Annotated in this window: 19 protein-coding genes; 6 read left to right on the forward strand and 13 right to left on the reverse strand. The window is 69.1% G+C overall.

Annotation, left to right across the window (positions count from 1 at the left end; genetic code table 11):
- From AAGI91_06340 to AAGI91_06385, 10 genes are all read right to left on the reverse strand, one after another.
- Positions 1 to 841 (reverse strand): hypothetical protein (locus AAGI91_06340; protein MEM1042234.1); only part of this gene is annotated, 841 nt, incomplete at its 3' end.
- A 236-nt stretch (positions 842 to 1,077) separates the two neighbouring features.
- The gene (locus tag AAGI91_06345; GenBank protein MEM1042235.1) at positions 1,078 to 1,611 is read right to left on the reverse strand and encodes a hypothetical protein; all 534 of its coding nucleotides are present in this window, start codon (positions 1,609 to 1,611) and stop codon (positions 1,078 to 1,080) included.
- A gap of 74 nt (positions 1,612 to 1,685) precedes the next feature.
- Positions 1,686 to 2,027: a DUF5615 family PIN-like protein gene (locus AAGI91_06350; GenBank protein MEM1042236.1), complete on the reverse strand. Its 342-nt coding sequence runs from the start codon at positions 2,025 to 2,027 to the stop codon at positions 1,686 to 1,688.
- The gene (locus tag AAGI91_06355) at positions 2,024 to 2,251 is read right to left on the reverse strand and encodes a DUF433 domain-containing protein (protein MEM1042237.1); all 228 of its coding nucleotides are present in this window, start codon (positions 2,249 to 2,251) and stop codon (positions 2,024 to 2,026) included. The genes AAGI91_06350 and AAGI91_06355 overlap by 4 nt, the downstream gene beginning before the upstream one ends.
- A 12-nt stretch (positions 2,252 to 2,263) precedes the next feature.
- Positions 2,264 to 4,093 carry an ABC transporter ATP-binding protein gene (locus AAGI91_06360; GenBank protein MEM1042238.1) on the reverse strand — a complete coding sequence of 610 codons (1,830 nt, stop codon included), beginning with the start codon at positions 4,091 to 4,093 and terminating at the stop codon, positions 2,264 to 2,266.
- A gap of 60 nt (positions 4,094 to 4,153) precedes the next feature.
- Entirely contained in the window at positions 4,154 to 5,095 is a 942-nt protein-coding gene (gene rnz / locus AAGI91_06365) for a ribonuclease Z (protein MEM1042239.1), read from the reverse strand.
- 54 nt (positions 5,096 to 5,149) lie between these two features.
- Complete coding sequence (locus tag AAGI91_06370; GenBank protein MEM1042240.1) at positions 5,150 to 6,964, reverse strand: ABC transporter ATP-binding protein; 1,815 nt, start codon at positions 6,962 to 6,964, stop codon at positions 5,150 to 5,152.
- A 136-nt stretch (positions 6,965 to 7,100) separates the two neighbouring features.
- Complete coding sequence (locus AAGI91_06375) at positions 7,101 to 8,462, reverse strand: acyclic terpene utilization AtuA family protein (GenBank protein ID MEM1042241.1); 1,362 nt, start codon at positions 8,460 to 8,462, stop codon at positions 7,101 to 7,103.
- 182 nt (positions 8,463 to 8,644) lie between these two features.
- Positions 8,645 to 10,906: a PAS domain S-box protein gene (locus AAGI91_06380; GenBank protein ID MEM1042242.1), complete on the reverse strand. Its 2,262-nt coding sequence runs from the start codon at positions 10,904 to 10,906 to the stop codon at positions 8,645 to 8,647.
- 50 nt (positions 10,907 to 10,956) lie between these two features.
- On the reverse strand, positions 10,957 to 12,168 hold the full coding sequence (locus AAGI91_06385; GenBank protein ID MEM1042243.1) for an acetate kinase: 1,212 nt from the start codon (positions 12,166 to 12,168) through the stop codon (positions 10,957 to 10,959).
- A gap of 72 nt (positions 12,169 to 12,240) precedes the next feature.
- Between AAGI91_06385 and AAGI91_06390 the strand changes: the two genes are divergently transcribed.
- Entirely contained in the window at positions 12,241 to 12,474 is a 234-nt protein-coding gene (locus AAGI91_06390) for a hypothetical protein (protein ID MEM1042244.1), read from the forward strand.
- Positions 12,475 to 12,476: 2 nt separating this feature from the next.
- Here the strand turns inward: AAGI91_06390 and AAGI91_06395 are convergent, their stop codons facing one another.
- Positions 12,477 to 13,010 carry a helix-hairpin-helix domain-containing protein gene (locus AAGI91_06395; protein MEM1042245.1) on the reverse strand — a complete coding sequence of 178 codons (534 nt, stop codon included), beginning with the start codon at positions 13,008 to 13,010 and terminating at the stop codon, positions 12,477 to 12,479.
- Between the two features lie 237 nt (positions 13,011 to 13,247).
- On the opposite strand from AAGI91_06395, the gene recO reads away from it, so the two are divergent.
- From recO to AAGI91_06420, 5 genes are all read left to right on the forward strand, one after another.
- Entirely contained in the window at positions 13,248 to 14,015 is a 768-nt protein-coding gene (recO, locus tag AAGI91_06400; protein MEM1042246.1) for a DNA repair protein RecO, read from the forward strand.
- Positions 14,016 to 14,316: 301 nt separating this feature from the next.
- The gene (locus AAGI91_06405; protein MEM1042247.1) at positions 14,317 to 14,973 is read left to right on the forward strand and encodes a repressor LexA; all 657 of its coding nucleotides are present in this window, start codon (positions 14,317 to 14,319) and stop codon (positions 14,971 to 14,973) included.
- Positions 14,974 to 14,988: 15 nt separating this feature from the next.
- Positions 14,989 to 15,642: an esterase gene (locus tag AAGI91_06410; protein MEM1042248.1), complete on the forward strand. Its 654-nt coding sequence runs from the start codon at positions 14,989 to 14,991 to the stop codon at positions 15,640 to 15,642.
- Between the two features lie 163 nt (positions 15,643 to 15,805).
- Positions 15,806 to 16,189 carry a DUF4398 domain-containing protein gene (locus AAGI91_06415; GenBank protein MEM1042249.1) on the forward strand — a complete coding sequence of 128 codons (384 nt, stop codon included), beginning with the start codon at positions 15,806 to 15,808 and terminating at the stop codon, positions 16,187 to 16,189.
- 47 nt (positions 16,190 to 16,236) lie between these two features.
- Positions 16,237 to 17,112 carry an OmpA family protein gene (locus AAGI91_06420; GenBank protein ID MEM1042250.1) on the forward strand — a complete coding sequence of 292 codons (876 nt, stop codon included), beginning with the start codon at positions 16,237 to 16,239 and terminating at the stop codon, positions 17,110 to 17,112.
- An 89-nt stretch (positions 17,113 to 17,201) separates the two neighbouring features.
- Here AAGI91_06420 and AAGI91_06425 read toward each other — a convergent pair whose 3' ends face one another.
- A complete protein-coding gene (locus AAGI91_06425) occupies positions 17,202 to 17,981 on the reverse strand; it encodes a FliA/WhiG family RNA polymerase sigma factor (protein MEM1042251.1) in 780 nt (259 codons plus the stop codon).
- 2 nt (positions 17,982 to 17,983) lie between these two features.
- Positions 17,984 to 18,238: a hypothetical protein gene (locus AAGI91_06430; GenBank protein MEM1042252.1), complete on the reverse strand. Its 255-nt coding sequence runs from the start codon at positions 18,236 to 18,238 to the stop codon at positions 17,984 to 17,986.
- Positions 18,239 to 18,241: the final 3 nt, after the last annotated feature.

Genomic DNA, 18,241 nt, shown 5'->3' on the forward strand with positions numbered 1-18,241 from the left:
CGGACTGTACCTGGACGACCGGGCTGACCGGGTTGGAGCCGAGGAAGGCCTGGTAGAAGACCACGCCGGACTGTGCCGAGGCGGTGTTGTTGGTCACGGTGTAGGTGAAGTTGGCCGTGCCGGGGGCGGTGACGGTCTGCGACTCGGGGTCGGCGTCGATCTCGAAGTTGTCACCCGTCATCATGGCGGTGTACGAGGCGTTATCTGCGTCGACGAACTCCTCAGAGATGTCGCCGTCAGCAATGAGCGACGCGACTGGCACGTCGGACATGACACCGAAGAAGAACAGGTCAAAGCCAGTGATCGAAACCGAGCCGAGCGTGTTGCCGCCACCGTCGACGGCGCGGAGCGTCGTTTCAGCTCCGTTCCGGTTCAGGTCCACATCGTAGCCCGCGCACTCCACGGCCGGTGAGAACGAGTAGATGAGCTTATCGAAGATGGTGTTGTTTCCAACCTGAACGCCGACCGAGAAGAAGTCGCGGGCGACGAAGAGGTCGTCAGGGTCTCCTGTATCCGGGTTCACGCCCGTGCTGTCGAGCGTGACTATGAGCCCAGGCTCAATGTCGCCAGGCTGGAAGATGACACCGTCCGCTGGCGGCAGCGGGGCATTGATCGCCGCGAACTCGCCCGAGGGAAGGTTAGCTTCCTCAAAGTCCTCTGTCGTGAGCATGCCGCACGCGGCCTCGAAGGCGGCGCGATCGGTGAAGACGGTAGCCCCGCCGCGCTCGGAGAGCACCTCGATGGACGACGGGACGCTCTTGGCCGAGAGCTGGTGCTCGGGGGAGGCCGAGCGCTGCTGAGCGAGCGCGAACGGAGTGACCATCGCGAAGAGCACGGTCACAAGGAAAACACGTAGTGTGTTTGACATAACGGGTACGGGGTTTAAGGTGAAGGACGGAGAAGCAGAGTGCTACTCCGGAAGAGGCCTCTAATGAAAGAACAAAGAAGACAAAAAGCTAGCCATGACCAATTAATTTTCGCTTCTCCAACACGGATGCTCCAGAAGCGCATGCAGGATGCGCCAGAAGCGCATGATAGAGGCCGTGCCCTGGAGAGAGCGGGTGGCTGCCCGCAGCCCTATTCCGCGCCAGCGCCCATGACGGTGACCGCGAGCGGGGCGGAGCAGGCAGTGCGCGCGCCGATGTCTGGGCCGATGCAGAGGAAATACGTGTAGGCTCCGGGTCGGGCGGCACGGGGCACGGCCTGCCGGTAGACCCTGCTGATTTGCCCCGGAGCGAACGCGCCTTCCAGGATGGCGCCTTGCAGCAGGGTAGTACTGTCACGCTCGGCGTAGAAGAACAGGCCGCCCTCCAGCGCCTGCGCTGTCTGATTCGTCACGGTGTACTTGAGCCTCGCCGAACTGCCCGGCGCGACGGTGGTGGAGCCGCGCGCGCTCAGTATCAGCCGGAACGGCCCCTCGCTGCCGAACGACAGGTTGTCTACCGCAGCCCGTCCCGAGACCGCTGCCGTCCCGCAGGCCACGTCGAAGTCTTCCCGCGTGGTGTAAACGGACGCCCCACCGGCTGGCGCAGCGTCGCGCTGGGCAAGGGCCGGAACGGACAGGACGGCCGCGAGCGCGACAGCGCGGCAGAGCGACGAGAGAGGCAGCATGCGGGCAGGGCTTAGGAAGAGTGTAGGGTACAACCAAAGCAGTGTTATGTGCTCCGGCGTGCCGTGCCGCCCCGTTAGAAAACGGATGCGTCGCTACCTCGGGAGTCCCTCCTTGCACGCTCACCTCGCTCATCATGCGAGCTACTCCCGACTCCGCCGCCGTCGATACCGAGGCCAATGTTGCCCGTCGAAATGAGCAGCAGCTTGAACGGGAGGTCCTGGACAAGCAATGCGTCTACAAAATCAGCATCCTTCGTCACGGCGACTCGCCTCTCCTCGACGGAGCGCCGGTTGATCTCTGCGTCCGTCGTGCGGTTGCCCTCCGGGAGGTCGAGGGTATGGACGGCGTCGTGCCCGGCCTCGCGCAGGCGGTAGGCTAGGCGGCGAGGAAGCTGAGCATCGATCAGGAATCTCACAGCCGGACCGCTTGCACGCGCTTCGTCTGGCTCAGCCGTGCGGCGTAGTCCAGCGCGGCCAGCACATCGTCGCGCTCCAGGTCCTCGTAACCGGCCAGAATGTCGTCCGTGCTCACCCCCGAGCTGAGCAGTTCGAGGATCGTCTCCACGGGATACCGTAGCCCACGGATGCAGGGCTTTCCGTGGCAGATGGCAGGGTCAATCGTGATGCGGTCGCGGAGCATGGGCGAATATACTCAGGCTGTAGTGTGCTCCTGGTCGGCGTACTGGAGTTCGTAGAGCCGCCGGTAGAGGCCGCCCGCAGCGAGGAGGTCTTGATGCGTCCCCCGCTCGCGGACCTGTCCTTTGTGCATCACCAGGATCTGCCCGGCGTCCTGGATCGTCGAGAGGCGGTGGGCCACGACGAGCGCGCTCCGCCCGTCCATCAGTGTCCCGAGCGCCGTCTGCACCAGCTCCTCGGTCTCGGTATCTACCGAGCTCGTCGCCTCGTCCAGGACGATGATCGCGGGGTCGTAGACGAGCGCGCGGATGAAGGAGACGAGCTGGCGCTGGCCGTGCGAGAGCGTCACCCCGCGCTCGCCGATCTCGTGCGCGAGCCCGTCCGGCAGCATGCCGATGAACCGGTCGGCACCGACGAGGTCGACGGCGCGCGCCACGTCCTGGAGGTTCTTGGCCGGGTCGCCGAGCGTGATGTTGTCGGCGAGGGAGCCGGAGAAGAGGAACACGTCCTGGAGGACGAGGCCGATGTGCCGCCGGAGGTCGGCGAGCGCGAGGTCGCGGATCGGGACACCGTCCACGCGAATCGTGCCGCGTTGCACTTCGTAGAACCGGAGCAGCAGGTTGATGATTGTCGTCTTGCCCGAGCCCGTCGCTCCCACGAGCGCGACGGTCTGCCCGGGCTCGACGGTGAACGACACGTCGCGGAGCACCCAGTTCGGCTCGTCGGAGTCGGGCAGGGTCTCGTAGGCGAACCACACGTTCTCGAACTCGATCCGGCCCCGGCACTCGGCGAGGACGGTCGGCTCGTCGGGCTCGGCGAGCGCGGCGTCGTGGTCGAGCACGTCGAAGACGCGCTCCGAAGCCGCCATCGCGCCCTGGAGCGTGTTGTACTGGTCCGACAGGTTGCGGATGGGCTCGAAGAAGCGGCGGACGTACTGGATGAACGCGATCAGCACGCCGACCGTCAGCGTGGCCCGCATCGCCTCGGTCCCGCCGAACCAGATCACGAGCGCGAGCGCGAGGGCCGCGATGATGTCGACGGCGGGGAAGAAGAGGGCGTAGTAGAACACGCCCTTGACCTGCGCCTCGCGGTGCGCGTCGTTGATGGCGCTGAAGCGGCGCATCTCCTCGCGCTCGCGGTTGAAGAGTTGGACCACCTGCATCCCGGTCACATGCTCCTGGAGGAACGAGTTCAGGCGGCTGATCTGGGCGCGCGTCTCGCGGTAGACCACGCGGACCCGGCTGCGGAAGGTCATCGTCGCCCAGAACATGAGCGGCATCACCGCCAGCGCCACGAGCGCGAGGCGCGCGTTGAGCGTGAACATGAAGTAGGTGATGAAGACGAGCTGCGAGAGGCTCCCGAGGATCGAGACGACGCCCGCCGAAAGCAGATCGGACAGCGCCTCGATGTCCGACGTCGTCCGCGTGATGAGCCGCCCGATGGGCGTCCGGTCGAAGTAGCCGAGCGGCTGACGCTGGATGTGGCGGAAGACGCGCGTGCGGAGGTCGTAGAGCGCCTGCTGCCCGACCCACTGCGTGAGGTAGCCCCCGGCGAACGACGCGATCCCCTGCCCGACGAGCACGAGCGCGAGCAGCCCGACGATCCGCAGCAGCCCCGGCACGTCGCCCTCGACGATGTGGTTGTCGATGGCGAGCTGGACGAGCTTCGGCTGGAGTGCCCCGAGGAACGCTGTCCCGAGGACGAGCACGCTGGCGACGAGTACCCGGCCTTTGTACGGCCCGAGAAACGACATAATCCGGCGGAAGAGCCGTCCGTCGTACACGGTGGCTTCGCTGGCCCGCTCCTCGGCACTGGCCTGTCCGTTGGTACCGGTGTCTTCCGCCATACTTTCGTTGGGTGAGAATGGAAGATGGAGGATGGGGAATGGATTCTATTCCTCCATCGTCTATCCTCTCTCTTCTCCCGGCACCAGCCGGACCGTTTCTAATTCCCGAGCCGCATCCGTGTTCTGGAAGACGGCGCGCGCCTCGGCTACGAGCGCGTCCGAGGTCTCGTAGCGCGCCGAGAAGTGGGTCAGCAGGAGCCGCTTCGCCCCGGCGTCGCGGGCGACCTCGGCGGCCTGCCGGGCGGTCGAGTGCCCGGTCTCGGCGGCGCGCTCGGCGTGGGCCTCGGTAAACGTCGCCTCGTGGAGGAGAAGGTCGGCACCGTCGGCGAGGGCGCGCCCGCCGGGGCACGGGGCCGTGTCGAGAACGTAGGCGAAGACCGCCCCCGGCCGCTCCGGCCCGACGACCTCCGCCGGCTCGACGGTCCGCCCGTCGGCCGTCGTCACGGCCTCGCCCCGGACGAGCCGTCCGATGTCGGGCCCGGCGACCCCGAGCGCCGCGGCCCGCTCCGCGTCCACCCGGCCCGGCCGCGCGCGCTCGGCGAACCGGAAGCCGGCAGCGAAGACGCGGTGGTCGATGGGCCGCGCCTCGACCGTAAAGTCCTCGGTCTCGTACACGACCGCGTGCCCGAAGCCTTCGCCGAGTTCGACGTAGTCGACGTCGAACGGGAGCCAGCCGTTTTTCAGCCCGGGCAGCGATTCGAGAATGCCCTGGAGCCCTGCCGGGCCGACGAGTGTGAGCGGGTCGGTCCGCTCCAGGAGGGCCATCGTCGTGAGGATGCCCGGCAGGCCGTAGAGGTGGTCGCCGTGGAAATGGGTGAGAAAGATGGCTTCGATGCGCGAGCGCTTGACGCCGGCTTCGAGGAGCCGGTACTGCGTGCCCTCGCCGCAGTCGAAGAGCAGCACGCGGCCTCCGCGCCGGAGCGCGCACCCGGCGAGGTGTCGCCCGTGCGCCGGGATCGCGCTCGCCGTGCCGAGAGGGATGAGTTCTGTTCGATACGACATGGGTGACCGTGGCGTAGGGGTTTGGTTAATCAAGCCCCTACGGGTCGGGGCAGATCATACTACCCCAGCCAGTTCTTCCTCCAGCAACTGCTTCCGGTAGAGGTCGGCGTAGAGGCCGTCGTGCTCGATGAGGGTGCGGTGGTCGCCGCGCTCGGCGATCCGGCCGTCGTCGAGGACGAGGATTTGGTCGGCGTCCTGCACGGCCGAGATGCGGTGGCTCACGACGACGATCGTGCGCTCGCCGTAGTGGCTTCGGAGGTGGCCGAGGATCGTGGCCTCGGTGCGGGTGTCGACGGCCGAGAGGGCGTCGTCGAAGATGAGGATGCGCGGGGCGCGGATGAGCGCGCGGGCGATCGCGGTGCGCTGCTTCTGCCCGCCCGAGAGCGTGATCCCGCGCTCGCCGACGCGCGTCCCGAACCCTTCGGGGAAGGCGTCGATGTTGGCCAGGAGGTCGGCTTCGAGGGCGGCCTGCTCGATCTCGGCCGGCGACGCGTCGAGCTCGCCGAAGGCGATGTTGTGGCCAACCGAGTCGGAGAACAGGAAGACCTCCTGCGGGACGGTGCCGATGTTCGAGCGCAGCGTCTCCAGCGGGATCGCCTGCACGTCGCGCCCGTCCACGCGGACTACGCCCTCAGTCGGCTCGATCAGGCGCGGGATCAGCTCGACGAGCGTCGACTTGCCGGCCCCCGTCCGCCCGACGACGCCGAGGGTCGACCCGGCGGGAACGTCGAACGAGAGGCCGTGCAGCACGTCTGGGCCGCCCGGCGTGTAGCGGTAGCGCACGCCCTCGAACGTGACCCGGCCCTCGATGGCCTCGACCTCGGCGTCGGTCCGCTCGGTGTCGAGTACGTCGGGCGGCGTGTCGAGAATTTCGAAGAGGCGGGTGGCCGAGGCGCTCGCCTGCTGGACGAGCGAGATCACGTACCCGAACGACGCCACCGGCCACGTCATGATGGCGACGTAGATGATGTACTCGGCGATGTTGCCGAGCGTGATCGTACCCTCGACGACGAGCCGCCCGCCGACCCAGACGACGAGGATCGTGCTCGCGCCGATGAGGATCTGCATGACCGGCCGGAAGGCGGCGTCGACGAGCGCGAGGTCGAGCGCCCGCCGCTTGTAGTCCCGGCTTTCGCCCTCGAACCGCTCGGCCTCGAAAATCTCCCGCGTGTAGGCCTTCACGACGCGGATGCCCGCGAGCGCCTCCTGCACCCGGCTCGTGAGCGCCGAGTACTGCCGCTGCATCGCGTCGGTGCGGGTGTGGACGAGCTTCGAGACGAAGAAGATGGCGACGGCCAGGACCGGCATGGGGAGCAGCGCCCACAGCGTCAGGACGGGCGAGATCAGCATCATCACGACGAGGACCGTGGCGACCGTCGTGACGGCGCGGACGGCGTACATGATCGCCGGGCCGACGTAGCGGCGGATCTTCTCGATGTCGCTCGTGGCGCGCGTCAGCACGTCGCCCGTCGGAGTCCGGTGGTAGAACCCGGCCGAGAGCGTCTGGAGGTGGCCGTAGAGCCGGTTGCGAAGGTCGAACTCGATGTGCCGGCTCGCGACGATCACCGTCTGCCGCGTCCAGAACGAGAACACGCCGCTGACGACGGAGAGCCCGATGATGGCCGCCCCGATCACGACGAGCGTGTAGGCAAAGGTGCGCCACAGGAAGCCCTCGGCGGGGGTGCCCGCGTAGAGCGCGTAGACCGTCACCATCCGCGGGATCGCGTCGACGGCCTCGCGCACGACGATGGGGACGATGATCGCAAACGCCGCCGAGGTGAGCGCGGCAAGCAGGCCCGGGATCATCAGGCCTTTGTACGTCCAGAGGTAGGAGTTGAGACGGCGGAGCGGGTGCGCGGAGGACGGCATCCCTCCCGAACGCCCCGACGCGAGGGGTGATCCAGCTACAGGATCGGAAGAGCGGGGGATGGGAAGAGCGGAAGGGTTCAGGATTCAGCGCCGAGCCAGTCTTCCCCGCTTCCGCTCTTCCTTGCTTCCGTTCCTATCACGTTTCGACGACCGTCACCTCAGGCGTTACGCGGTCCTTCGGGATCAGCGCGGGCCAGTAGGCGATCACCTCGCTCGGCTTCGGGCGGCCCCCGGCGAAGCCGGTGACGGCGCTCGGTCCGGTCAGGATCAGCGGGGCGATCTCGCGCCCGAACTGCTCGACGGGCGCGCGGTCGGCCGCGCGGACCGAGACGCGGAGCATCACCTCATCGAGGTCGTTCTCGCGGCGCGCGTCGTCGTCCTCGGTGAGCGCGTTCAGGCCGATCAGTTCGGCGCGGTACTCCTCGAACGACAGGCCGAGGCGGTCAAGGCGGGCCTTGAGGATGTCGGCGGCGGCGCGGGCTTTCTTGGCCGCGTCGGGCCAGGCGTAGACGAGCGTGGACGATGCCTTCCAGCCGTCGGCGTAGGCGGCGCTGACCTTGTAGAACGCGGTGTCCTCCGAGCCCGCGATGCCGTGGACGCGGACGCGGTTCTCGCCGTCGGCCTCGAGGTGGATCGAGGTGAAGTCGGCAACGCAGTCCGGGGTGATGTAGTCGGTCGGGTCGCCGATCTCGTAGAGGAGCTGCTCGGCGACGGTCGCGGTGGAGACGAGCCCGCCGGTGCCGTCGTGCTTGGTGACGGTAAACGTCCCGTCGGGACGGGCCTCGACAATCGGGAAGCCGATCCGGGCCATGTCGGGGACCGTGTCCCAGTCGGTGAAGTTGCCGCCCGACGACTGCGCGCCGCACTCGAGGATGTGTCCGGCGACCGTCCCGGCGGCCATCTTGTCCCAGTCCGCTGGATCCCAGCCGAAGGCGTGGATCATCGGGGCGAGCGTGAGGCCGGTGTCGGTCGTGCGCCCGGTGATGACCACGTCCGCGCCCTCGGCGAGGGCTTCGACGATCGGCCCGGCCCCGAGGTAGGCGTTGGCGCTCACCATCTGGTCGCGGACCGGCGCAAGCGGCTCGCCCGTCTCCATGTGCTTCAGCTCGACCCCTTCGGCGAGGAGCGTGTCGAGGTCGCCGAGCAGGTCGTCGCCGGTCACGACGGCGATGCGCACGCCCGCGATGCCGCGCGCCGCTGCGTTCGCCAGGATCGCGTCGCGGCAGCCGAGGGGGTTGACGCCGCCCGCGTTCGAGACGATCGTGAACCCCTTTTCTTTGATGTCCGGCAGCAGTTCGGTGACCACCTCGACGAAGTCGCGCGCGTAGCCGAAGGCGGGGTTGCGGAGCTTCTGCTTCTGGAGGATCGACATGGTGACCTCGGCGAGGTAGTCCATGACGAGGTAGTCGATGGGGCCGCCGCGCGCCTGGTCGATGGGGGCGCGCTGGAGGTCGCCCCAGAAGCCCTGGCCGGAGGCGATGCGAATGGTGTTTTTCATGGGGGAGAGGCAGAAGCGGAGGGAGCCGGAAAGGTACGGCGAGGAGGAGTGGCTCGGCGGGGAGAGGTCGTTCGGCGAGGAGGGAAAGGAGAGTATGGAGTGCAGCCGCGCTGCTACCCCTCGTCGGTTCTACCCTCCGAGCCCTTCGTACCCTCCACGCCCTGTATACCCTCTCGCCCCGGCTACGCCTCCGGGGTGAACCGGCAGCGGACGTACGTCCCGCCCTCGCCCCGGCGCCCGACCTCCAGCGTCCCGCCGATGCGGCGGGCGCGGTTGCGCATCGTGTGGAGGCCCATGCCGTCGCTCTCCTCGAGCGCGGCGTCGGTGATCCCGTGGCCGTCGTCGAACACGGTGAGGACGGCCTCGCCTGGGGCGGCGTGAGGGTCTGCCTCGGCGGCGAGGTCGTAGAGCGAGAGGGCGATCTCGCTCGCCTCGCCGTGGCGGACCGCGTTCGTCGTCGCCTCCTGCGCGATGCGGTAGAGGTGGGTCGCCTGGTTGAGGTCGGCCACGAGGACCGGGCGGTTGTAGACGAACGAGCACGAGATGCCGTAGGCGGCCTCGACCGTGTCGGCGAGGTAGGCGAGCGCTTTGATCAGGCCGTCCGGCTCGGTGCTGACGGGGTGGAGGCCGTGGGCGAGGGCGCGCGCCTGCTCGACGGCCTCCTCGACGTAGGACCGGATCTGCGCGACATCTTCGAGGTGGGGCGACCCCTGCTCGCGCAGGCGGTTCTCGACGCTCGCCGTGAGGAACGAGACGCCGGTGAGCACCTGGCCGAGGCCGTCGTGGAGGTCGCTGGCGATGCGCTCCTGCTCGCGGGCCGAGATCTCGAGGACCTCCTGCTCGAGCTCGCGGCGGCGGGTGACGTCGTTCTGGGTCGCCACGTAGTGGGTGATCTCGCCGTCGGGGTTGCGGATGGGCTGGATGCTCCAGTTGAGGACGTACTCCGAGCCGTCCTTGCGGTAGTTGACCGTCTCGCCGTGGAAGGCCTCGCCGGCTTCGAGCTGGCGGCGGAGCCGGTCGAGGAGGGCGCGGTCGGTCTTGGCCCCCTGCGTGAGGCGCGGCGTCTGGCCGACGACCTCGTCCCGCGGGTAGCCGGTCATCCCGGTGTAGGCCGGGTTGACGTAGGTCACGCGCGGCCCGGGCCGGTCGAGGTCGGCGTCGGTGATGAGGAACGGCGTCGTCGTGCTCTCCAGGGCCTGCTCCAGCATTCCCCGCGCCCGCTCGGTGCGGCGCTGCTCGGTCACGTCCTGGACGACGTACGAGAACAGCGGGAGGTCGGCTTCGTCGCCGTTGCCTTCGTGCCCGTCCCCTCCCTGGCCGGTGCCGGGGATGTGATTGAGCGCAACGGTGAGGTTGCGGACGTCCGCGCCTCGGGGGTCGCCGTCCCAGGGGTAGCACGTATCGAAGCGGACCGGCTTGCCCGAGGCGAGGGCCTCGCGGTAGTGCGCCTGCCAGCGCGCCGACTCGCCCTCGGTGTAGCCCAGGTCACGCTCGGTCTTGCCCTCGACGGCTTCGGGGGCGACGCCGTAGAACCGGCTCGCCGTCTGATTAGCCGACCGGTGGACGACGGAGCCGTCCTCGCTGAGCGTCGTGACGCCCATCATCATCGGGGCGCTGTCGTAGAACGACTGAAGCAGCGCCCCGCGGCGGCGCACGTCCTCCTGCGCCTCGACGCGGTCCGTGACGTTGTTCTGGACGCCGATGAAGTGGGTGAGGGTCCCGTCGGGGTCGAAGAGGGGGGTGACGTAGAGTTCGTTCCAGAAGAGGTCGCCGCTCTTGCTGTAGTTCCGCATCAGAACCGTCGCCGGCCGGCCGGCGTCCTGGGCATCGCGGAGCTGGTAGCGCTCGGGCTGGTCGTCGCGCGTGCCGTCCGGGAGGAACTGCAGGAAGCGGCAGTTGCGGCCGAGGACCTCGTCTTCTTCGTAGCCGGTGACTTCGAGAAAGTAGTCGTTGGCGAAGATGATGGGGTTGTCCTTGCGCCGGGCGTCGGTGATGACGACGAGGTTGTTGGCCGCGTCGAGGGCGCGCTGGAAGAGCACGGCGGCGTCGGTGATCTCGGGCGGGGTGTCGAGCGGGCGCGCCAGGACGTAGGTCCCCTCCGGCTTCGCGCCTTCGGGCTGGCGCAGGCCGAGGCTCATCCAGCGCGTGCCGCCGTCGCGGTCCAGCATCCGGGCGGTCCACTGCACGCCGAGGCCGCCGCCGGCCATCTGGTCCGGCAGCATCGGGCGGTCGTCCTCGTGGAAGAGGGCGAAGAAGTCCGTCCCGACAACCTCGGCCGGCTTCCAGCGGAGGAGGTCGCTGAAGCGCTCGCTGGCGTAGAGCACCTCGCCGGTCTCGGCGACGATCAGGACGGCGTCGGCGAGCGCTTCGGTCAGCGCGGTGAAGGGCGAGTTCTCGCGCATCGCCACGCCCATGCGCTGCGCGTTCGAGGAGGGGTCGGGCATCGGTCGGTCGGGCTTGGTACGCGGGGCCGGAAGATACCGCAGCGCCCGGCTCAGGCATAGGGGTTTTGCCTACGCGCGGCAGCGATTTTCCCAGTGTCGATGGCGATGACCAGTTCCTCGTTCGTGGGGATCGTCCAGACCTGGACCGTGCTGGCGTCGGTTGAAATGATCGACTCCGTGCCGACGGCGGCTTCGTTGCGCGCCGGGTCGATCTCGATGCCGAGGCCCTCCAGGCCAGCGCAAATCTGCGCCCGGATCACCGGGCTGTGCTGCCCGATGCCGGCGGTGAAGACGAGCGCGTCGGCCCCGCCGAGCGCGGCGAGGTACTGCCCGACGAAGCCCTTGACGCGGTAGCAGAACACGTCGACCGCCTGGCGGCAGCGCACGTCGCCGTCGGCGGCCTCGGCCAGGAGGTCGCGCATGTCGGCGGCGTAGCCCGAGAGCCCGAGCAGCCCGCTGTACTTGTTGAGGAGCGTGTGGACCTCGGCGAGGGTCAGCTCCTCCTTCTCGACGAGGTCGAAGACGATGCTCGGGTCGAGCGTGCCGCAGCGGGTGCCCATCACGAGGCCCGCGAGCGGCGTCATGCCCATCGAGGTGTCCACGCTCTGCCCGTCGCGGATGGCGCACACCGAGCAGCCATTGCCGAGGTGGGCGGTGATGACGCGGCTGTTGGTCTTCTCGATGCCGGCGAGCCGGTAGAGCGTGCGGCTGACGTAGTAGTGGCTGGTGCCGTGGAAGCCGTAGCGCCGGATCTTGTGGCGGCGGTAGAGCCGGTTCGGGATGGCGTAGAGGTAGGCGTGCGCGGGGAGCGTCTGGTGGAAGGCCGTGTCGAAGACGGCGACGTGCGGCACGTCCGGCAGCGCGGCCTGCGCCGCCCGGATGCCACGCAGGTTGGCCGGGTTGTGGAGCGGCGCCAGGTCGAAGGCGTCGCGGATGGCCTCGATCACCTCGTCGTCGATCAGGACCGAGTCGGCAAAGTCCTCGCCGCCGTGGACCACGCGGTGCCCGACGGCCTCGACCGCCGCGTCGAGCCTGCCCTCGCCCTCGAAGAGCGCCTTCATCACGAAGCGCAGCGCCTCGCCGTGGTCGGCCGCCTGGAGCGCCCGCCGCTGCTTCTTGCCGTCCCCGATCCTGAACGAGACCAGCGACGACACCGCGCCGATGCGCTCGACCTGCCCCTCGGCCAGCGTGACCCGCTCTTCCACGTCGAGCACGTCGAACTTGAGGGACGAGGAGCCGCAGTTGATGACGAGAACGATCATGCCGGATGACAGTAGACAGAAGACGGTGGACAGAAGGTACTGTCCCCACCCTCGTCACCTATCTCCTTTCTCGTGGAGCTGAGCGACCTCGACAACGTCTACTGGGTCATCGCCGGAGCCACCCTCGGCTTCTTCTTTCTGGCCTTCATCTTGCTCTTCCCCGTCTACCGGTTCATCAACCGCGAGGAGGAGTCGAGCCGCTCGTGGACGCCCGGCGAGATCGCCCGCCGCGGGCCGCGCGGCGACGGCAGCCTCGGTCCGCACGGAGAGCCGCCCGATCCGCCCGAGGTCACGCCGCGCCGCTGACCCTACTCCTCACCGTCGGCGACAAACAGGTACGGCTCCAGCTTCTCGAACGTCTTCGGGCCGATGCCTTTGACACGGACGAGGTGCCCCGGCTGGGCGAAGTCCCCGTGCTGGCTGCGGTAAGTAGTGATCCGCCCGGCAAGGGCAGGGCCGATGCCGGGCAGGCGCTGGAGCAAGCGCTCGGAGGCAGTGTTGAGGTTCATCCGCACGGGCCCCAACGCGCTCCGCCGTGCCGAACGGGAGGCCCACGCCGAGGCCGCTACGACAGGCAACGCCGCGTGCGGGGCTACGTCCTTCGCCCGGATAGAATCGGAGGCTGCGACAGCCGCCGTGTCGCTGCCGGTGCGAAGCGCGACGGCCCGCGCGTCGAGGGCGGCGTCGAGGGCGGCGTAGTAGTCGGGCGCATAAGGGACCGTGTGGTTCTGGTAGTAGCGGACGCCCAGGCCGGCGAGGAGCACGCCCGCGACGAAGAGGAGCGCGGCGGCCTCGGGGGCGGTGATGGCGAGGCGCTGCTGGAGGCGGTAGAGCGAAGGCATCGCGGAGAAGCGGGGGAGTGAGACGGCGGCCCGGACAGTGGTCTAGACGCTGGGCGCGGCAATCCATAACCCCCGCGCTGACTTTTTCGGCACCAGGGCGCGGCCGGGGCGTTGACCGTGACGGACCGCTGGCAGCGAAGCCAGGTAGTTTCGGGCGAGGCGCAGCGACCCGGGCGAGGCATGCCTCGCCCCTACGATTGCCTGTCACCCGGCCCAGAACCCTCGCCCTGACTCCTCATGATTGTTCGCACCGACGCTGTCGTGCTCCGCGCCATCGAGTACGGCGAGACGAGCCTGATCGTCACGCTCTTCACGCGGCGGCACGGGCAGGTCACCGTCATGGCGAAGGGGGCGCGGCGGCCCAAGTCCCGCTTCGGCTCGGCGCTCCAGCCGATGGGGTACGTGCAGGTCGTCTACTACTACAAGCCGGGGCGCGGCCTCCAGACCCTCAAGGAGAGCGCACACGTCCAGGTGCTCCACGGCGTCGCGGCGGACATCGAGAAGATCACCGTCGGCCTCCGCCTCGTCGAACTCGTGCGGGCGCTGACTGAGGACCAGGAGGAGAACCCGCTCCTCTTCACGCTCCTCGTGCAAGCGCTCCTCGAACTCGACGGGGCCGCGGAGCGCGCTGCGAACGTGCTCCCGCACTTCCAACTCCGCATGGCGACGGTGCTTGGGTTCGCGCCGGACGTGCAGCGGGGCGACGTGCTCGCGCTCCCCGACGAGGGCGGCGTCCTCGCGCTCGACACCGGGGCCGTCCTCCCGCTTGCCGCCGCCCCGAAGGCCGGGGCGCGGGTGGGGCGGCAAGCCCTCCGCGCCTTCGCCGTCTTCGCCCGCGCCGACCTCGCTACGGCCATGCGGATGGCGCTCTCGGCAGACCTCCGCGATGAGGTCCAGCGGCTCGTCGACGCCTACCTGCGCTACCACGTCGAGGAGGCCTACCCCGACCGGGTCCGAAAGGTGGCAGGGCAACTCACCCCGCCGCCGAGCGCGCCTCCGGCGTAGGGCGCGCTGACAGCGAGCACGTCCGGTAGGTGCTCTGCCGTTGCCTGCCGGGCACCCAGGCTAGCGGCGTGGAGCCCAGGGCGGAACGCTAGGGGAAGGCCCCATCATGGGCGCGCGGGTACGCCTGGGTGAGCGTATCCGGTACGACCGGATAAACACCGGGGGGCTGTCCTCGTGTGCGTTATGTTGTGACATAATCAGGTTGGTAAGGATCGGGGCTTGACTTATAGACAGGCGCTCGGTTAGTTTGCGGAGTCAAGCGTTGCTCAGGCTTAGGCCCTTCTGAAACCCCTCATCCATCATGAGCCGCAAGCAACTCACCTCCAAGCAGCACACCTTTCTCCAGTTCCTCGCCGACCACGTACGCCGGCAGAAGGTCTGGCCAACGTACCGCGAGATCGTTGAGGAGTTTGGGTATCGCTCCCCCAACTCCGTTACGCAGAACCTCCAGGCCCTCGCTAAGAAAGGCTACCTCACGCGCGACCAGAACGGCTACCGGCTCCTCGGGCAGCGCGCAGGCCTGAACCCCGGCGGCTTCCCGGTCCAGGGCGTGCTCGAGGACGAGGAGTTCAAGGTCAGCCTCAGCATCGACGAGATCACGCTCAAGGACCTCTTCCCCGGCCTCGACAGGACCTTCGCCGTGGCTACCAACGGACACCTGGTGCGCGGGCTCGACGACATAGCCGGTGGCTACCTGCTGCTCCAGGAAGGAAGCATCGGCGACGGGCATGTGTCGACCGTGATCTGCGAAGGGACAGTGGCGCTCTGCCGCGTCTACCACGAGTCAGACGGGCTCTGCCTCCAGTACCTCGACGGTGACGAGGAGCACGTCCGCAGCGACCAGGTGAAGCTCCTGGGGCGCTACGCCGGGCACATCAACGACCGCGGCCTGTTCCGCGCGCCCAGCGCGGTCTACAACGGGCACGCGCTCAACGGCGAGACCGTCACCACGACCTGACGCGGCGCGCGCGCCATGCAGGAGCACACGCTCTCGGTCTACCGCACCGCGCGCTACTGCACGCTCGGCGAGCCGTCGGATCCGGTGGACGAGGTATGGATGGTGTGCCACGGCTACGGGCAACTAGCGCCCTACTTCCTCCGGTCTTTCCGGGCGGTCGAGGCTCCGCATCGCCTGGTCGTGGCTCCCGAAGGGCTGTCCCGCTTCTACGGGGTCGACCATAAGTACGTCGGGGCGTCGTGGATGACGCGCGAGGCGCGGGAGGATGAGATCGAGGACTACGTGCGCCTCCTGGACACGGTCCACACCGACGTGCTGACCCGGGCGCGCCGACCTCGGGTTCGGCTCGTGGCCCTCGGCTTCTCGCAGGGCGGGGCGACCGTCACCCGGTGGCTCGCCCGCAGCCCCATGCTCGGCGATCCGCCGGCCGACCGGCTCGTCCTCTGGGGCTCGGTGCTCCCGCACGACCTCGACCTGGATGAGCACGGCGCTTGGCTGCGGCGCGTCGGGCTCACGCTCGTGGTTGGAGACGCGGACACGTACGCCACGCCGGAGCGCATCGCGGAGCAGGAGCGCCGGCTGCGCGAGGCCCAAGTCCCGTTCGAGTCCGTCCGCTTCGACGGCGAGCACCGCCTCGACGCCGACGTGCTGCGCGGCCTGGCCGGATAGGGCGGGGAAGAGCGGAAGCCAGGCTCAGCGCTGACTCCCAGAATCCTCCGCTCTTCCGATCCTCCGCTCTTCCGATCCTCCGCTCTTCCGATCCTCCGCTCCTGAAGCCCGCCTCCGTATATTCCCACTGCCCCTCTTACCGCTCATCCTACGAGGTCTCACTGTGAAACACCCCGCCCGCTCTGTGCCGAGTCTCGTCCTCGCGCTCGCCCTTGTCACCGCCGGTTGCGCCGGGAGCAAGCTGCCGCCGCCCAACCTTTCCACGGCGCAGAACGCCATCGCGGAGGCCGACGAGTCCGGCGCGAGCGAGGCCGCCCCGCTCGCGCTGCGCAACGCCCGCCAGAAGCTCGACCAGGCCGAGCAGGCCGTCGAGCGGGAGGACTACGGGCAGGCGCGCTACCTCGCCGACCAGGCCCAGGTGGACGCCGAACTCGCCGAGGCGAGGGCGCGCTCGGCTACCGCGATGGCGGCCGTGGACGAACTCCGCGAGAGCATCCGCGTGCTCCGCGAGGAGATCAACCGCAGCCGCCGGACCGGCGACCGGTGAGCGCGCAGCGTCTCCGCTCTGCTTCCCCCACCCTGACTTCTTTCGCCATGCCCCGATTCTGTTTCCTCCCCGCCCTCGCCCTGAGCGCGCTGCTCGTCGCCGGGTGCGGTGGGCCGCCCGCGGCCAACCCCGCCCTCGCCGACGCCCGCCAGGCCTACACCGACGCCTCCAACGACCCGACCATCGTCTCCAACGCGCCGGTAGCGCTGCAGGAGGCCGAGGAGGCCCTGCGCCGCGCCGTCTCGGTGTGGGAGGCCAAAGAGGGCACCGACGACGTGAACCACTACGCCTACCTCGCGCACCAGCGGGTCCGCATCGCCGAGGAGAAGGCGAAGCAGCGCGCCGCCGAGAAGGAGATCGAGAACGTCCGCAACGAGCGGCAGGCGGTCGTGCTCGAAGCTCGCGCCGCCGAGGCCGCCGCCGCCGAGCGCCGCGCCGCCGCGGAGCGGATGCGCGCCGAGGCCGCCCGCGCCGAAGCCGAAGCCGCCCTCGCCCGCGCCAACGAGCTCGCCGCCCAGGTCAACGAGCTCGAAGCCGAACTGACCAAGCGCGGCCTCGTCCTCACCCTCGGCGACGTGCTCTTCGACACGGGGCAGGCGACGCTCAAGCCGGGCGCGGCCCGCACCACGGCCGCCCTCGTCACGTTCCTCAACGAGAACCCCGAGCGCAACGTGATGATCGAGGGCTTCACCGACAGCGTCGGCTCCGAGTCGATGAACCTCGGCCTGTCGCAGCGCCGCGCCGACGCGGTGCGCGCCTCGCTCGTCGAGGCGGGCATCGCCGGAACGCGCATCCGCACCCAGGGCTTCGGCGAGGCCTACCCGGTGGCGGACAACGCCTCGAACGCCGGCCGCCAGCAGAACCGCCGCGTCGAGATCGTGATCTCGGACGCCGACGGGACGATCCCGGCGCGCACCCCGTAAGCCTCTCGCTTCTTACCCGGTGCTCGTAGGGGCGTAGCATGCTACGCCCCTACAACGGTGCCGTCAGCCGCAGCAACCGGTAGGCCGCGTCAGGCGGCGGGGCGCATCGTGCCCGGTGGCTGGGTCGCGGTGAGGAGGTTGCGCAGCTTGAGCAGCGTCTTGCCCAGGATCTGCGAGATGCGCGCGTCGCTGACGCCGAGGATCTCGCCGACCTCGCGCAGCGTGAGGTCCTCGATGTAGTAGAGCGCCAGGATCGTGCGCTCGCGCTCGGGCAGCGCCGGGATGATCTTTTCGAGCGCAGCCAGCTCGGACCGGGCCTCGACGGCCTCGAACCCTTCGAGGGCAGCGTCCAGGGTGATCGTGTCGCCGATGCGCTGCCCCTGCTCCTCGCCGATCGGCTGGTCCATCGACAGCGTGAACCGGTGCTGCGCCTCGGAGAGCAGGTTCTGGTAGTCGGCCAGCGTGATGCCGAGGTAGTCGGCCACGTCCTCGTCGCTGGGCTCGCCGCCGAGCATCTGGGCGAGCGTACCGAGGGCGCGCTGGGCCTCGGCCATGAGCTGGCGCTTGTCGCGCGAGAGCACGTCGATGGACCGGAGGTAGTCCACGAGCGCCCCCTGCACGCGGCGGTAGGCGTGGGTCGAGAACTGCGCGCCACGCTCGGGGTCGTAGCTGTCGAGCGCCTGCATCAGCCCGAGCAGGCCCGCCCCTTCGAGGTCGTCCCACGACGCGAGCGGGTGGTTGGGCAGCGTCAGCTTGCCGACGAGCGAGCGCACCAGCGGCAGGGCCGCCAGCACGACCGCCTCGCGGTGGCGCGGCGTCGGGTCGGAGGTGTAGCGTAGTGCGTGCGTCTGGAGGTCGTCCGCCTTCATAGTCAGGAGGTAGCGTTCGTGGACGAGGTCGGGTCGGGCGGCGGGGTGGCGGGTTCAGGGGTGGGCGGGGGCGCGTCCTCGCTCGCCGCCACGAGGTACCGGGTGACGGTGCGGCCCACGAGCAGGACCGCGTAGACGGCCCCGCCGGCCACGAGGGTGACCACGAGGGCGCGCTCGAGCGAGGCGTAGCGCCAGAGCTGGCTCAGCAGCACGAGCAGCGCGCTGATGCTGCTGACCTGGAGGAGGAGAGATCGCATAGG

The sequence above is a fragment of the Bacteroidota bacterium genome, assembly GCA_038746285.1.
In the GTDB taxonomy this organism is placed as follows: domain Bacteria; phylum Bacteroidota; class Rhodothermia; order Rhodothermales; family JANQRZ01; genus JANQRZ01.

Bases quoted from the DNA above. Each gene is read 5' to 3' on its own strand.
- AAGI91_06430 (MEM1042252.1), bottom strand. From the start codon at position 18,238: ATGCGATCTCTCCTCCTCCAGGTCAGCAGCATCAGCGCGCTGCTCGTG.
- rnz (MEM1042239.1), bottom strand. From the start codon at position 5,095: ATGTCGTATCGAACAGAACTCATCCCTCTCGGCACGGCGAGCGCGATC.
- recO (MEM1042246.1), top strand. From the start codon at position 13,248: ATGATTGTTCGCACCGACGCTGTCGTGCTCCGCGCCATCGAGTACGGC.
- AAGI91_06420 (MEM1042250.1), top strand. From the start codon at position 16,237: ATGCCCCGATTCTGTTTCCTCCCCGCCCTCGCCCTGAGCGCGCTGCTC.
- AAGI91_06425 (MEM1042251.1), bottom strand. From the start codon at position 17,981: ATGAAGGCGGACGACCTCCAGACGCACGCACTACGCTACACCTCCGAC.
- AAGI91_06385 (MEM1042243.1), bottom strand. From the start codon at position 12,168: ATGATCGTTCTCGTCATCAACTGCGGCTCCTCGTCCCTCAAGTTCGAC.
- AAGI91_06355 (MEM1042237.1), bottom strand. From the start codon at position 2,251: ATGCTCCGCGACCGCATCACGATTGACCCTGCCATCTGCCACGGAAAG.
- AAGI91_06410 (MEM1042248.1), top strand. From the start codon at position 14,989: ATGCAGGAGCACACGCTCTCGGTCTACCGCACCGCGCGCTACTGCACG.
- AAGI91_06375 (MEM1042241.1), bottom strand. From the start codon at position 8,462: ATGAAAAACACCATTCGCATCGCCTCCGGCCAGGGCTTCTGGGGCGAC.
- AAGI91_06370 (MEM1042240.1), bottom strand. From the start codon at position 6,964: ATGCCGTCCTCCGCGCACCCGCTCCGCCGTCTCAACTCCTACCTCTGG.
- AAGI91_06395 (MEM1042245.1), bottom strand. From the start codon at position 13,010: ATGCCTTCGCTCTACCGCCTCCAGCAGCGCCTCGCCATCACCGCCCCC.
- AAGI91_06345 (MEM1042235.1), bottom strand. From the start codon at position 1,611: ATGCTGCCTCTCTCGTCGCTCTGCCGCGCTGTCGCGCTCGCGGCCGTC.
- AAGI91_06405 (MEM1042247.1), top strand. From the start codon at position 14,317: ATGAGCCGCAAGCAACTCACCTCCAAGCAGCACACCTTTCTCCAGTTC.
- AAGI91_06380 (MEM1042242.1), bottom strand. From the start codon at position 10,906: ATGCCCGACCCCTCCTCGAACGCGCAGCGCATGGGCGTGGCGATGCGC.
- AAGI91_06360 (MEM1042238.1), bottom strand. From the start codon at position 4,093: ATGGCGGAAGACACCGGTACCAACGGACAGGCCAGTGCCGAGGAGCGG.